This is a genomic window from Microcoleus sp. Aus8_D2 (assembly GCF_036702665.1).
GTDB lineage: Bacteria > Cyanobacteriota > Cyanobacteriia > Cyanobacteriales > Microcoleaceae > Microcoleus.
Genome location: NZ_JAUBUN010000040.1, coordinates 55,850 through 70,456, shown reverse-complemented (window position 1 = coordinate 70,456; position 14,607 = coordinate 55,850). Strand labels below are relative to the sequence as shown.

At 48.2% G+C, this 14,607-nt stretch carries 13 protein-coding genes; 4 read left to right on the top strand and 9 right to left on the bottom strand.

The genetic code is table 11. The annotated features are described in order from the left end of the window. Nucleotides 1-417 precede the first annotated feature (417 nt). The 5 genes from QUB64_RS25235 to QUB64_RS25215 form a co-directional block, all read right to left on the bottom strand. Nucleotides 418-1,023, bottom strand: coding sequence for an anti-sigma factor family protein (locus tag QUB64_RS25235; RefSeq protein ID WP_333276133.1), 606 nt, complete (start codon nt 1,021-1,023; stop codon nt 418-420). A gap of 272 nt (nt 1,024-1,295) precedes the next feature. Next, nucleotides 1,296-1,955 (bottom strand): sigma-70 family RNA polymerase sigma factor, encoded by a 660-nt coding sequence (locus QUB64_RS25230; RefSeq protein ID WP_333276137.1) that lies wholly within the window; start codon nt 1,953-1,955, stop codon nt 1,296-1,298. 13 nt (nt 1,956-1,968) lie between these two features. After that, complete coding sequence (locus QUB64_RS25225; protein WP_333276131.1) at nt 1,969-2,199, bottom strand: hypothetical protein; 231 nt, start codon at nt 2,197-2,199, stop codon at nt 1,969-1,971. A gap of 17 nt (nt 2,200-2,216) precedes the next feature. Beyond that, on the bottom strand, nt 2,217-2,708 hold the full coding sequence (locus QUB64_RS25220; RefSeq protein ID WP_333276129.1) for a molybdenum cofactor biosynthesis protein MoaE: 492 nt from the start codon (nt 2,706-2,708) through the stop codon (nt 2,217-2,219). A 148-nt stretch (nt 2,709-2,856) separates the two neighbouring features. Continuing rightward, entirely contained in the window at nt 2,857-2,982 is a 126-nt protein-coding gene (locus QUB64_RS25215; RefSeq protein ID WP_333276127.1) for a hypothetical protein, read from the bottom strand. Between the two features lie 706 nt (nt 2,983-3,688). Here QUB64_RS25215 and QUB64_RS25210 point away from each other — a divergent pair. Beyond that, the gene (locus QUB64_RS25210; RefSeq protein ID WP_333276125.1) at nt 3,689-4,066 is read left to right on the top strand and encodes an SH3 domain-containing protein; all 378 of its coding nucleotides are present in this window, start codon (nt 3,689-3,691) and stop codon (nt 4,064-4,066) included. Between the two features lie 137 nt (nt 4,067-4,203). On the opposite strand, the gene QUB64_RS25205 is transcribed toward QUB64_RS25210, so the two are convergent. Further along, nucleotides 4,204-5,184: an aspartate carbamoyltransferase catalytic subunit gene (locus tag QUB64_RS25205; RefSeq protein WP_333276123.1), complete on the bottom strand. Its 981-nt coding sequence runs from the start codon at nt 5,182-5,184 to the stop codon at nt 4,204-4,206. 41 nt (nt 5,185-5,225) lie between these two features. Here QUB64_RS25205 and QUB64_RS25200 point away from each other — a divergent pair, with 41 nt between their 5' ends. Together QUB64_RS25200 and QUB64_RS25195 are read left to right on the top strand one after the other, a co-directional pair. Continuing rightward, nucleotides 5,226-5,465, top strand: a complete 240-nt coding sequence (locus tag QUB64_RS25200) for a hypothetical protein (RefSeq protein WP_333325703.1) — start codon at nt 5,226-5,228, stop codon at nt 5,463-5,465. Nucleotides 5,466-5,807: 342 nt separating this feature from the next. After that, entirely contained in the window at nt 5,808-6,026 is a 219-nt protein-coding gene (locus tag QUB64_RS25195) for a DUF4327 family protein (RefSeq protein WP_006631282.1), read from the top strand. 321 nt (nt 6,027-6,347) lie between these two features. On the opposite strand, the gene QUB64_RS25190 is transcribed toward QUB64_RS25195, so the two are convergent. Next, nucleotides 6,348-7,589: a protein kinase domain-containing protein gene (locus tag QUB64_RS25190; RefSeq protein ID WP_333276135.1), complete on the bottom strand. Its 1,242-nt coding sequence runs from the start codon at nt 7,587-7,589 to the stop codon at nt 6,348-6,350. A 493-nt stretch (nt 7,590-8,082) separates the two neighbouring features. Between QUB64_RS25190 and QUB64_RS25185 the strand changes: the two genes are divergently transcribed. Next, nucleotides 8,083-8,766: a PEP-CTERM sorting domain-containing protein gene (locus QUB64_RS25185; RefSeq protein WP_333276113.1), complete on the top strand. Its 684-nt coding sequence runs from the start codon at nt 8,083-8,085 to the stop codon at nt 8,764-8,766. Here the strand turns inward: QUB64_RS25185 and QUB64_RS25180 are convergent. Further along, nucleotides 8,763-11,030, bottom strand: coding sequence for a serine/threonine phosphatase (locus QUB64_RS25180; protein WP_333276111.1), 2,268 nt, complete (start codon nt 11,028-11,030; stop codon nt 8,763-8,765). The two genes, QUB64_RS25185 and QUB64_RS25180, sit on opposite strands and share 4 nt — an antisense overlap. A 697-nt stretch (nt 11,031-11,727) precedes the next feature. Further along, nucleotides 11,728-14,283, bottom strand: coding sequence for a single-stranded-DNA-specific exonuclease RecJ (locus tag QUB64_RS25175; protein ID WP_333276109.1), 2,556 nt, complete (start codon nt 14,281-14,283; stop codon nt 11,728-11,730). Nucleotides 14,284-14,607 lie beyond the last annotated feature (324 nt).

Sequence of the window (14,607 nt, the reverse complement as noted above, 5' to 3'; positions counted from 1 at the left end):
CTCACGCTTGGTCTCGGATGATTCACTTTTATCCCCTCAAGCAGTATATGCTGCCCCTTGGGGGTGCGGAATGTGGGTTTCAACCGCCGGGTATTCAACCCGCTCTTCTAGGGTGAAAGTTTGTATAGACGCGGTTTCTAACCGCCGGGTATTCAACCGGCTCTTCTAGGGTTTTGTGTGTATAGAAGCGGTTTCAACCGCCGGGTATTCAACCCGCTCTTCTAGGGTGAAAGTTTGTATAGACGCGGTTTCAACCGCCGGGTATTCAACCCGCTATACAAGCGGGTGAAAGTTTGTATAGACGCGGTTTCTAACCGCCGGGTATTCAACCCGCTATACAAGCGGGTGAAAGTTTGTATAGAAGCGGTTTCAACGGCCCGGTCTTCTGATCTTCCGTTATTGCTCAAAACAGAAATTTTACTGCGCCTTTGGCAATGATTTGTGAGGGCTTGCTACAGCAGCTTTCGGAATATCCATCACCGGTGCATTCACCCCAAGCATCAAATCGTTGGGATTAACAATCTCCACCAGAGGCTCGTTCAAAGCCACAATCAAACCATCAGATTCAGGAATAACCGGGGATGCAGCAAACTGGGGAGCAAACAATTGGCGGCCGCCCGAGACACCAGCCAATGCCGCCATCAACAAAGCTGCGATCGCACCTCCACCCAAAACCCAAGTCCGTTTCGTCTTGCGTCCCTCCCGCTGCACAATCTTCGCCGCCAACTCCTGTGCAGATTGTTCCGCAGCAGGCACCGGCATTGACTGAAAACCTTGCTGCATCATCATCAGTCGCGAGTACAAACGCTTTGTAGTGGGGTCATTTGTCAGCCATTCCTCAACTTGCCGGCGTTCTGCCGCCGTCACTTCGCCGTCGATGTAGGCACTCAGCAGTTCAAAGCGATCGCGCATCATAGTAGTTACATTGCCTTGGGGATAACTGTTGTTAGCTGAAGTTTCAGCGAGCGAATCCCCGACACCTTGCTGATTCTGATTTTTATCCGATTCAAAGTTATAATTCATATTTCACACCACTTGCTAAAATTAGAGGAAGCACCCGCTCGCTATCTGAATGATTTACTGCTTATTTATATTGTAAAATAGAAGTCTTGATGTCACAGCAAACTTCATCAAATCTTCTTAACCACGCCCAACAACTGATACAAACCCCCTGACTCCTGTCGTGGAGCATCCTTAATTTTCGACTTTGGTGCCTGACTCCTAGATTCAATACGAGAGTAAATCTCAAATCGAAAAATGGAAAATCAACTGACCCGCCTCGGAAATCACTCTTGCTAATGACCGTCGAGATATTTTTGCAATTGCAACTGCAACCTTTGGCGAGCTCTCGCAATTCTCGACTTGACCGTTCCCAGAGAAACTCCGGTCATTTCCGCTATTTCCTCATAGGCTAAACCTTCAATTTCTCTCAACACAATTGTCGTGCGGAATACTTCCGGCAAATCTGCGATCGCCAATCGCAACTGGTCGTAAAATTCTCTAGTCGTCAAATCTTCCTCAGGCCCCGGACTGTCGGCCGCAAGTTCCCAATCTATCTCCCCATCTTCCAGAGCATGGGGTACGTCCAGCGACAGCGGAGTTCTCACCCGCTTGCGCTTCCGCAACTCATCGTAAAACAAATTAGTGGCGATGCGGCTCAGCCAGCCCCGAAATTTAACAGGCTCTTGCAAGCGGTTAACATTGCGGTAGACTCGAATCCAGACTTCCTGGGCCAAGTCTGCTCGGTCTTGCCAGTCAGGGGCCAGGTGATACAGAACCCTGTCTACGTGAGACTGATACCGCTTCAACAGTTCTGCAAAAGCAGTGCCCTCAGGTCGATTTCCTTCCTGACACCGCAACACCAAGTCATAATTAGAGAGTTTTTCGGCTGGCAATTGCACTCTTTGAACGGTCGCCACAACCGCAGACCAGGACAGGGAAATAAATTCGCTCATGGGTGGAATTGGCTCATCGAACATTCCACAGTTGTTGACGCTGGCCGATCGCGATTGGTTCCTGAACTCGGAAACTGCGATCGGCTTCACTCATTAGACAGTCAGTCGATTTTCCATTTTTCCATTTTTCGATTTGAGATTTACTCACAGGAATCACCCGAGCAGGAACAGGAGTCTCAAATTTCGGAATCGACCAGCGATCGCTCGCGTCGGAAACTTGTACCCGTTTTTTGGGCAGGGTCAAGGAATATTGAATGCTGACTAATGACCGGTAACTTCGCACGATCCAATACTAACCCAACTACTAGAACCGTCGGCCCAATGTTCCTTTTTCCAAATCGGTACATTGTGTTTGAGCGTATCTATGGCGTACTGACAAGCTGCAAAAGCCGAGTCCCGGTGGGGACAGCCAACAGCCACCACTACGCTAATTTCCCCCACCTGCAAGTGTCCGACACGGTGGATAATGGCAACCCGATTGACATCGGCCCACTGGTGGCGGATTTCTGTAGCGATTTGCTGGAATACTCGCACGGCCATCGGTTCGTAGGCTTGATATTCTAGGGAAACTACAGCTTGACCGTCAGTTTGGTTGCGGACTGTACCGCTCATCATTACCACGGCTCCGTTCGCGGGGTCATCTGCCAAAGTGTAGATTTCCTCTACAGACAAAGGGGCTAAGGTAATGGCAAAACTGTCTTTAGTATTCCGTTGAGGAATTGTGCCGATCGAAAGTGCAGCGCTATAGTTCATTGCGAAAGAAATGGTGCTGGAGAACTCGATCGATCTTGACACAAATCAAGTCGCGAGCGATCGATCTTGCATCTTTGTCAGGGATACATAAAAATCAATCTTTAGCAAGATGTCTATTGCCCCGAACGGCTTTACCACTGCGATCGGGTCAAATATAACTCGCCCGAACCAAATTCACACGGTGCTGCAAGATGAGTAGGAGACTTGTGCGATCGAACAGTCGATCGGGCTGTAGCAACTCAATCAGCAAGCACACCAAAATAAGCAGTATCATGCCCAACTCGCTGCAAGACATCTCCAACTCAAAGCGATGACTGCGTTCCCTTTTGAATGACACAGTTAAGTTGAATTCTACCCTCATCGCGATCGGCGCCGTCCAAATTTTCAGCAGAAAATGTAAACTTTATTTATTTTTTGCTCCACAAAGCTACTTAAATGACATGATGTACCTGTGCAGAGTTCAGCCGAATTGGCCTATACTCGGCAAAAGCAAGACGGTAACAACGTCTTGTGCGTGTTCTGACCAAAGAACGAGCCCGCCGGGCCCCGGGCTACCGACACGGGAAAAATTCGGCTGCGGTTTCAACCGGCTTGAATATTTCTTTACACACTAATCGAAATAGTTGTGTTAAAGTCACCAAAGCAAGTAGGAGAAACCATCTACGTGTTGAAACATCCTAGTACGGAGAAATCCCGGCAACTGACATATCCGACGCCAGAAGATTCGGAATAGTTAAAGGGCAAATAATGGCAGGTTGTAGAGCGTACCATATCTGTTGGCTAGCGATGGTCTGAAAGCGTCAAAAAACAACGTATACGACGCAATGTTTGGAGAAATCTAAACAGAGTGGGTAGCGGCGATTTGATAGCCACGAGTGAAAATCCAGATTCGGATTTATCAAGAATCCCTTCGCCTTTAGGCAAGGGGAGTATCAACTGAGTCTGCACCAAAAAACGTTAATCACAATCACGAGGAAACTATGGAAGCACTAGCATTGAGCCACTCTTTTGTTGCTTATGAATCTCCAGAGTCCGAGCTCCAACTGGAATTGAAAATTCCTACTTCAGCAGTGGTAGGTGTTGCAGGTCTGGCAGTAGCCCTGTCTGTTCTGAGTGTGAGTGGCGAAGCGCAGGCAGGTTGCTACAAGAAGCACTGCGGCGGCGGTCACGGCCATCACAGCTACGGCGAAGTGGCCACCAACGGCGGCCGACTGAATATCCGCCACAAGCCCAGCGGCTGTTCTCATGTCATCGGCAAGTTATACGATGGAGACAATGTGAAATTGACTGGTCATTACAAACACGGCTGGGCCCAACTCAAAGGTGGCGGCTGGGTGTCTACTGCGTGGCTCCACTAACTCTTAACTAGAGCAATTTACATTTCTAGAAAGAGTTGTAATCGTTACCAGGCTCAGCTTGGTAACGATTATTTTAAAGAGACGCCGGATACTGAAAATAATCGAAGCTCCGAAGTTAAGAACTAACAGCTAACAACCTAAGCTTTACCGCCCCCGATCAAATACAGTAAGGCCATCCGCACCGCTACGCCGCTGGTAACTTGCTGAGAAATCAGGCTGAATTGGGGATCGTCCATCAAATCCGAGCTAATTTCCACGCCGCGGTTAACCGGGCCAGGGTGCAACACCTTCACATCCGGCTTGCAGAGTTTCAGTCGATCGCGCGTCACCCCATACAAAGAATGATACTCTCGTAAACTCGGCAGCAAATGCTGGCTCATCCGTTCCTTTTGCAGCCGCAAAGTCATCACAAAATCAGCATCAGCCAAAGCAGGTTCAAGCTTCCAGTGCAAAAATAACTTACCTTCACGAACATCGCCGCACTCAGCAAACAACAGCGGCAGCAAAGTGGGCGGCCCGGCCAAATGAACCTCTGCACCAGAAGCCGTGAGACTCCAAATATTCGACCTAGCCACCCGCGAATGCAAGATATCACCCACCACAGCAATTTTTTTGCCCGCTAAAAGTTCCAGCCGCGGGCGTTCGGCATCCAACAGAGAACAAATAGTAAATAAGTCTAGCAAACCTTGGGAGGGGTGTTCGTGCTGGCCGTCTCCAGCATTGAGAACGCTGACTCTAGAACCCAAGCGATCCATTTCTGAAGCAATCGTGCTCGGGACTCCGGCTTGTTCGTGGCGGATCACCATCAAATCCGTTCCCATCGCCAGATAAGTCTTAGCCGTATCCAGAATAGTCTCCCCCTTCGTCAGAGAAGAACTGCCAGGGGTAAAATTCAGAGTATCCGCCGACAGCCGCTTCGCCGCCAACTCAAAACTGTTGCGAGTCCGGGTAGAAGGTTCAAAAAACAAATTCGCGACCACTTGACCCTGGAGGGCGGGCACTTTCTTGGTGCGGCGGCCGAGCACCTCTCGAAAACTGGCCGCAGTTTGCAGCACCGTGTCGTATTCGTCGGAGGTAAAATCAGCCAGAGTGAGAATGTGTCGCCTTGTCCAAGTCATACAATTTTAGATTTGAGATTTGAGATTTGAGATTTAGGACGATGGGTTTGGAAGTTGCTGGGACGCCTGCATCGGGCGACATAGAATGTTCGATCGACAGTCGCGGGGTTGCGATCAACAGTATCCAACAATTTTTGACCACCTTTGCCGTCATTAGAGTTATAATTAATCTATCTAGCTCACAGCCCACTCTCACAGCAAAGCCAGCGTCGAAGCTGAAACAGGTGCGGTTTACTCGCCCGAAAGCGGAAATTAAGCTTTCGCCAGCGATCGAGCAGTAGTTGCAGTTTCTCCCAAACTCAGCCTTGTCAAAAACAAGCCGAACCCATCCCTTGCATCTGCTACTATGTGGAAACAATCGAGGCGGCTAACCTCCCACTGCCGATCGACAGCATATAGCGGGACATTCTAAAGATGATTAATTCTTTGAAGTCGGTGTTGACTCTTCAGTCCTGCTTATAGCCCCTTGTCAAAACGAACTGTGTTAAGATACAAGTTGAATATGTAGCTTCCCGACAAAAATCTACACGTATCTTGGCGAGACTGTTCTTGGCGAAACTGCGGTAAAAAGTGAGAGCTGGGAAGTGGTAATTACACAAGATTTAAACAATTCAAGAGGTATTATGAGCCAGCAGGTTATCCAGCCGATGGTTAAGTTCCAGCGTCAGGTGCATTCTCTCGTCACGTCTGACATTATTAAGCCGACAGACAGCATTTGGAAAATTGCTCTGCTTTATGGCGACGAATGGCCTTACTGGAAACAGCAACTCCTAGAGTTTGATTTTTCTATGCAAGACCCCGTAAGCGAGTTGATAGCTGTAGAAGCTTGGGACGAGGAATAACAGAGGAGACGGAGGACTTGGGTGTGGGGGAGAAATCAAGATGCCGATCGGGTAAATTCTCTAAATAAATTTGCCGTGGCTAACTTCTTCCCTCTTCCTTCTTCCCTCGGGCCTCTTCCTAGTGACACCATTTAAAAAAAAGAATGCAACTGTAGGCCCCTGTGCCAAACCCTTAGTTTATCAGTCATTCCCAATTATTTAATCGAAAATCGCAAATCGAAAATGGTATGACGAATGACGAAGGGCAGCGGACTTTTTCCTTCTGACAACTGACAACTGACAACTGACAACTGACAACTGACTACTGACTACTGACTTCTCTTAAAGACAAGCTGCTAAAGCTCGAGCTAATTGTTGAGCAGTTTGAAAGCGATCCCCAGGTTTAGCTGCGGTGGTTCGCAAAATGGTCTCCCGCAGCTTATGTGCGATCGTCGGAATATTGTCGAGCTTAAACCCGTAACCGCGAGCGATTTTCCCGTAAAACTTTTGAGGGCTTTGGGCCGTCAGCAAAAAAATCAAAGTTGGCCCAATAGCATATAAATCCGACTGGGGGAGAGGCTGTCCCCTGTCTTGTTCTGGTGCGGTATAGCCTTCCACCCCGATGCGAGTGCCCGGAGGAGTGCCGATTTCTTTAACGGCGCCAAAATCCAGCACTGTAATGCGATTGTCCCGGTGGCGCACTAGCAAATTAGCAGGTTTAATATCCCGGTGGACGATCGGGGGTTTTTGAGAGTGAATGTAGTCCAAAATTTCACAGGTTTGGATCATCCACTCGATCGCCTGTTGGGGAGCAACAGGCCCGCGATTGTAGATGCGTTTTTCTAAATCCTCGCCGTGGAGCATTTCCATCACCAAGTATTTTTTGCCCCCTTCGACAAAAAAGTCAAAAAACTGAGGAATCCCCGGATGGTGAAGCGCTTTCAAGGTCTTAGCTTCACGTTCAAACAGTTCTTGAGCTTTGACTATTTGAGCCATGTCAGCATTCATTTCCTTGAGGACTACCAGAGAAGCTGCGGGGGAACTTCCGGGTTGTTGAGCTTTCGCTTTCTCTCGATCCCAGGCTAAAGTCGTTGTCCCCATACCGCCTTGGCCCAAAGTTCGCAGCACTTGGTAGTGACGCACTGTGCGATCGACTTTAATCGGTTCGCCGCAGTGGATGCAGAATAAATTCCCCGGCGGGTTTCCCGCGTGGGTACACCTCGGGGCGGCGGGACTGAAGGTAGGGATCGCCTCAATTTTGCCACCGATTTGAATACTGACAACTTGGAAATGCAGAGTTGGGCCGCCCCGCGCCAATTGGATCAGCGCACCGTCGGATATCCAACCCTGAGACATGAGAGTACCGTTAACAAAAGTGCCATTTGTCCCGGAATTTACTAAGTACCACTGACGGTTAGCACCGCTTTTAACTCTCTGCAATTCCACGTGTTCCCGCGATACTAGAGCATTGGGGATCACAACGTGATTTTCAGGAGAGCGCCCGATGCGCACAATGGACTCGTTCTCGAAACTCCACTGTTGCAGGGGGGTATTTTTTTCTGGATCTAAAAGAGTCAGCAGCATTTTAGATTGAGGTGGTTGAGATCCGTTATTTGGTAGGGCGGGCGATCGATAATTTACAGGTTTAGAGTATGGGGCATCAAGCAATTAAAATTTACAAATTAATAACAACTCAAATTTAATCATTCATAAATAATTGTAACTTTTCAGTGGGATTTTTTCATGATTAACAAGAAGTAACTAACAACAGATACGCTGATTCCCCTATTAGTTGGAGTCGTTAGCTTCATGAAATCTTTATAAGATAGTAATTTTAATTAAAGATTCCGTAAACATTTGAGTTGCGGATTTTTCTGGGCGGTATTCATCTGTAAGATTACTGATAAGTAAGTAAACCCGATTAAACGTAAAACAACTTTGTTCTCGGAAAGTCCAGACTTCTTTAATAAGTAAGGTTCTGGGTATTCTGTTTTGTGAGGGTTACTACTGAACCCTAGGCAGTTGAAAAGCAAAACCGCTCGATTTCAAACTTGACAATACAAACATGAGGTTAACAATGGCTAAGATTTTAGGTAAATTTGGTGTATTTGTGACAGGTACTGTTCTGGGATTGGCGTTGACTGGGGTCAACTCAGCACAGGCTGCCTCACTTAATTTTAGTTTAAGTTTTTTTAACTCGACTGACTCTCTAGTAGGTGAAGGCTCCTTCAGCTATGATGACTCGACTCCTTATGAAAAAATTATTGCGGCTAGCTTCGGATTGCCGCCCCTAGAAATTAAAGCTACAAATCAATGGTTTGCGCTCACAAGCTTTTCGGCGTCAGTGCTTGGGTCTTCTTGGAATTTGTCTCAAGCAAGCATGGACAGAAGTGAATTGCTTTCTCCTTTGCTGTGGGCACCGCTCGATCCCATCAAAACACGAGTTGTCTATGATGCTTATTTTTTGGGCAGTGGAATTATCCCTCAATTAGCAGATCAATGGATTTTTGGTAATATTCGCACTCTGCCAGCTTTGGCAATATTTGGCAGCGGTTTGGGTGCAGGGGGAAACAGAATGGCGTGGCTACAATCAAACAACTACTACCCTGGCTCTGGCAGCGGATATGTAATAGCAGAGCAACTCGTGAACCCTGGTGAAAACTCAGAGGCTGTGCCCGAACCTGCAACAATTGCAGGTTTAACTCTGGCGGCCGCTGGCTTGGGGGCGGCAAAGAAAAGGTTTGCAGCACCCAAATCCTAAAATCGAAATGGGCCTACCTGCGCCCGAATGATAATAGCCGTGATATTGTCGTGACCGTTGCGTTTGTTGCCCAGTTCAATCAACTCAGCAACTCCCAGGTCGAGATTAGCTTGGGGATTGAACAGGGGTTCGAGAGTGTCACGCCAGTGAGTTTCCAACAAATCATTATCTGTCAGACCGTCGGAGGCCAAAATCAATAAAGTATCTTCGCACAAGTCTAAAAACTGCACGTCAGGCTTGAGAAAATTACCGTCTCGCGGGCCGATGGCTTGAGTTAGTTGATAGGCATCGGGACGGGAATAAGCAGTTTCCGCGTCAACGCCGCGCTTAATTTCGCGCTGCCCTACTTCGTGATCTGAGGTGATTTTTTCTAGGGCTTGTCCCTTTCTGAGTCGGTAGAGGCGGCTGTCGCCGACGTGAGCAACGGCGAATTTGGTGTCTTGAACTAAGACTGCGACTAGGGTTGTACCCATGCGGCCGCTGCCGGAGCGGCCGTCTTTTTGATTGATTTCAAAGATGGCTTTGTTGGCTAGCAGCACTCCCTCGCGGATGGTGTCTGCCTGGGGCAGTCGATTTTCCCAACTGGTTTGAAAGAATTCTCTGAGGGTTTCAGCGGCTAATTGACTGGCTACTTCTCCGCTGTCGTGTCCGCCCATGCCGTCGCAGAGAATGTAAAGCCCTTTGGTTTGAAAGATGCGACCGAAGGAGGTTTCGAGTTTGTTGAGCTGAGTCCAGATGCTGAAGAAGTCTTCGTTGTGCTCGCGCGTGCGGCCGACATCGGTGAGGCCTGCGTCTTCTAAACTGTAAATCTGGACTGGCATGGGCTGGGTTAAGACCTCGCCAACAATTTCGGGGGGCGAGTTGTCGGGGATGCCATTTTGGAAGCGGGTGGGGGTTGAGGTTGAGGTTGAGGTTGAGGTTGGTGGAGGTGCGGGTTGGAGTTCGAGGGGAACGGTTTCTAGGCGCGATCGCAATTCTTCTATTGTGCTAATCTCGCCTCTGTACATTTGTTGCAATAGTTCGAGCAATGCGCCAAACTGAGTGCGCTCGGACTGGTTAAATATCGCCTGCCACAGTTGCCCCAAATCTACCAGTTGCAGGTTTGAGTCGGCGGGTTCGGGATAGAGGTATTGCAGCCGCAAAGAGGCAAAGGAAAAGGAAGAGTCGGGGTTGACCCGCAAATTTGTCAGTTCCAACAAGCTGTGGCGGCAGCGCCATGGTTCCAGGGCTGCCCACAGTTCGGTCATTTCGTGCAGCCAGTACACAATTTGCTGGGTGGAGGTTTCGGGTTGACTCCACCGTTCTACCAACAGCGGCCATTGGGAGCAGTCTTCTAGCAGCAGCACGGCCTGTTGGTTGTCTGACCAGCTATCGTGAATCACTGGCAGGTTGTGAGAGAATTGCCACCGCAGTGCCAGATAAGGTTCAGCTATGCCTTGGCAAAGCTCTGCTAAGGCGGAATTGGTCGCATTTTCTCCGGGTTTGATGGCTGCGGTGTAGGGGGAGGTGCGTTTGGCGACGCTAGCAGAGTTGGCTGCTAGCATTGCTTTGAGGGGTGACATTTGCAGCGGCTGACAGTCCAATACTGTTACTGCTACGGTGTCTGAGGGTTTTCTCGCGGGCAGGGTTTCTAGGAGTTGGTAGCGCTGCTGGCTGTCTAGATAAGCTCCTGCTGGCTGGGAAGGGATTAAATATTCTGAATAGGGGGCGGGGATTTCTGGGGATTGGGGAGATGCGCCCTCGGGGCTGTCGGTTTCTGGCTGTGGTGCGGTTGTGAATTTGTTGTTAGATGGGGTTATTTCGCTCTCTGGTGCTGTCGTAAAGGTTTTTTGGTCTGTTTGAAAGGATTCGGGTGCGATCGCCCCCACGCCCATTACACTGTCTATTTCTGGGCTGCTGAATTCGGCGGCATCGGGCTGTGGAGGAGTTGGTGCAGCGGTGATTTCTGTTTTAATGGCGTCTGTGATTGGTTCGGGAGAGTTTTGGGCTGATGCGGTTTCAGGAAAATTGTCTGTTTTTTGTGCAAACTCGACTGGGGGTATGGTTGACTGGCCTAGCTGGACTGCTGGAAAGTTCGATCGACCGCAGATAATCGCCCGCCACACTTGACCTGTTGTGACTCCGCAATTTTGACATTCTTTGGCGCTAACAGCGACTTCGGCGCCGCATTGGTGACAAGCTTTGTAAATTAGGGAATTTCCGCATTGTTGACAAAACTTGTTTAGATTGGGATTTTCAAATTGGCAGCGGGGACAGAGGAGCATAGGGGTTTTATATTGGAGATGTGCGATCGAGCTTGGAGGTGGGGGAGTTTCGGGTTTGGGGTGGTGAGTTATGAGTTATGAGTTTTGGGCGTGACTCGCAACGGATAACTCGCATTGTCCTATGCCTTATTTTATCGGCATCAATTCAGAACTAAGATATTTCTTAGAACTGAGATATAGCGGTTCTCAGAAAGATGAGGTACGACTGGGGATAGGCCAATAGCCAAACCGGCCAATAGCCAAACCGGCCAATAGCCAAACCGGCCAATAGCCAAACCGGCCAATAGCCAAACCGGGCTATCCTCACCACGCTTGAGAACCGCTATATTGCACCGGTGTCAGGAATATGCCCTGCGAGGGGGAGAATGAGAGAGGGGGAGAATGAGAGAGAGGGAGAATGGGAGAGGGGGAGGGGATTTGACTGTGAAGGAAAATAGGGGAATTGACAGATACAATTTAAAGGCAGTAAAGCTGAGAAGCCCCTCCATCTGGGGTTTCGCGTGCTGACCCTACACTAAAACACGACTTACGCACTTCAACCAAAGAAACCGGGTTTTTTACCTAATCTGTGGGTGAGTGCAAAGGATTTTCGTAAAAAAACCCGGTTTCTGAGTCCCCGTGCGTCAGTCCTATAAAAGTTATCAGATGGGTGGAACAGGCATCTTGCCTGTTACTGAAAATGGTGCAAGATCTTTAGTTAGAAGGGATTTTCTGTATAATCTTCTTGGAAAATGGTCTCTCGGGCGATCGACACAATGGTAGAAATGGGTACTTGACAGAAATATTTCCGCCGAAATTGTTCTTCGGAGACTGCTGCTAGGAATTGCGCCGCATAACGGGCGGCGATGGGGGAATTTTGCTCCTCGAATTGAGTTGAAGCGCTAGAGAATAAGGTTTTGGAGATGTGCTCTGGGATTTCTCTGGTTTCTGGTTGTCTGGTGATGTGGAAAGCTCGATCGCGATAATTGACTTTGAAACCGAGATGTTTTAGAGTTGTGAACCCCAGTTGCAGGGATGTGTCGCCGATACCGAGTTTTTGGCGGAGTTGCTGTCTGGTGACGGGTTTGTTGGTGCGGCTGAGGTATTTGGCGATGCCGATTAGCTGTTGGCAGATTTGCTGCGGGGCTACGATTGGCGGTAAAGTGTAGGCGATCGCCAGTTTTTGTTGGTTGTGATGTGCTTGTCGAAACCAGACGCGCAATTCGTCCCAGCTTGCGGGGCATTCTTTGAGGATAACCGAGTTTTCGCGATCGACTATTTCTGAATTGTCCGCTGACAGTTGAGATTCCAAGTTCGTGCTGGCTGCGAACAACTCTTCATCGTTATTTCTGTTTCGCAAATCTACAATCCAATCTATCTTAGTCTGGGAATTTATTTTACCATCTTCCGTTCCCGAATGCACTGCTAGCAACCGCACTTCATAGTCTGACGTATAAGTATTGAAATCGAGTTCGACAGTGGCCTCGCACCGCCCTTCGGGAACTTCGTCTCGGTAGTGTTCCCACCAGATACCGGGAAATCCTGCATCGCTAGATTCATCGCAAATTTCAAAAGAAGTTTTGATATACTTTACTTCTTTTCCTTTTAAATCTTTAATATTCCGATTGTAGACATTTTTAAACCAGCAATTTTCAATCACCAATTTGGGTACGGGGTTGCCCATGCCGCAGGGTTCGAGCAATTTTAGTTCTTGAAATAACTCTTTACCTAATTCCGCGACAGTAATTCTTAAGTCGGCTTGAACGGGGGCTGCCGTCAAACTATCTGTGCTGTATTCTTGTCGCAGTTGCTGATTAACAGCATCGGTAAATAGGGGGATATTTTCAACGGGGAGACTCAATCCGGCGGCGAAAGGATGACCGCCGAATCTGTCCAATAAATGCGCTTGGTCTTTGACTAATTTGTAAAGGTCGATTTGATTGGCGGAACGCGCGGAACCGCGGGCTATTTTTGATTTTTGATTTTTGATTTTTGATTGAGAAAGTGTTTGCGAGTCGGGGTCTAAAGAATCGATAAATTGCGTTTCTGGAAGAGTTTCGTTGATTTCTTCGCTTCCTTCAGTGCAGAATAAAATTACCGGGCGACCGTATTTTTGCGCGATTTGTCCTGCTACTAATCCCAATACTCCTACGGGCCACTGAGGGTCACTGAGGACGATAACGCTAGTGGTTGAAAGGTCAAGTTTAGCTAATTTATTCGCGGCATCTTTTGCCACATCTTTTTGTAAAGATTTGCGCCTGGTATTGGCAATTTCAGTTAAATTTGCGAGTTCTTCGCAGCGTTTTTTGTCGCTGCTGGTGAGGAGTTCTACGCAGAAGCTGGCGGATCCTTGGATGCGGCTGACGGCGTTGATTCGGGGGCCGAGGCCGAAGGAAATGTCGGTTGGGCGATCGCCTGCTCGTTTGCACAGTTCGAGCAATTTTGCAACTCCCGGGCGGGTGGGATTTGCAATTTGTTTTTGCAGTTGTTGGATTCCGAGTTGTGCTAGGTAGCGACAGTCTCCTGTAAGTTGGACTAAATCGGCAATTAAGCCGATCGCCACTAACTCCAATAAATCTGCGATCGGTCGCTGCGGAATATCCGGCAACGTGTGATATAATGCTTCGATTAATTTGTAAGCTACCGCCACACCGGACAAGTTAAACAGTTGGTGGTTGGGCGAAAAGTAGCGGGGATTGATGATTGCCGTCGCTGGAGGGCGATCGTCCGGTAATGTATGATGGTCGGTGATAATTGTATCTATGCCTAAACTTGTGGCATATTCGATTTCAGCGATGTTTGTACTGCCAGTATCGCAGGTAATAATCAAGCTAATTCCCGATTTTGCTAAGGCGTCTATTCCGGGGATATTGAGTCCGTGAGATTCGGTTAAGCGGTTGGGAATATAATAACTTAGTTGGTCGTTTTGAACAAAAAACTCTCCCAATCCGTCCCACAGAACCGAGGTTGAGGTGATGCCGTCGGCGTCGAAATCTCCCCAAATTGCAACTTTTTCAGCGCTGTTTCTTGCTTGCTGAATTCTTTCCATCGCCCAGTTCATTTCTAGTCCGAATTCAAACGGACTTGCTGGTTGGTAAAGCTTGGGGTTGAGGAAACCGGGTATTTGTTCGGGGTTTTGAATTCCCCTGTACCATAGAAGTGCAGCCGCATAGTTTCCCGGGAGTTCTGGCGCGTGGTTTCTGACAGCTTGGATCAGCCAATCAGGGGGTTGGGGTAAGGGTTGATTTGGCCAATTTTGATCTATTTCTGTCATAGGTTATACGATTTTTAGTTAATCACCCACAATGAAGGTTCGTAGTAAGGAGTTTAGTCCTAATTTGCCCAGATCAAAGTTCGCAAATCAAGGTTCGTAGTAAGGACTTTAGTCCTAATTAGTCCAGATCAAAGTTCGCAAATCAAGGTTCGTAGTAAGGACTTTAGTCCTAATTAGTCCAGATCAAAGTTCGCAAATCAAGGTTCGTAGTAAGGACTTTAGTCCTAATTAGTCCAGATCAAAGTTCGCAAATCAAGGTTCGTAGTAAGGACTTTAGTCCTAATTAGTCCAGATCAAAGTTCGCAAATCAAGGTTCGTAGTAAG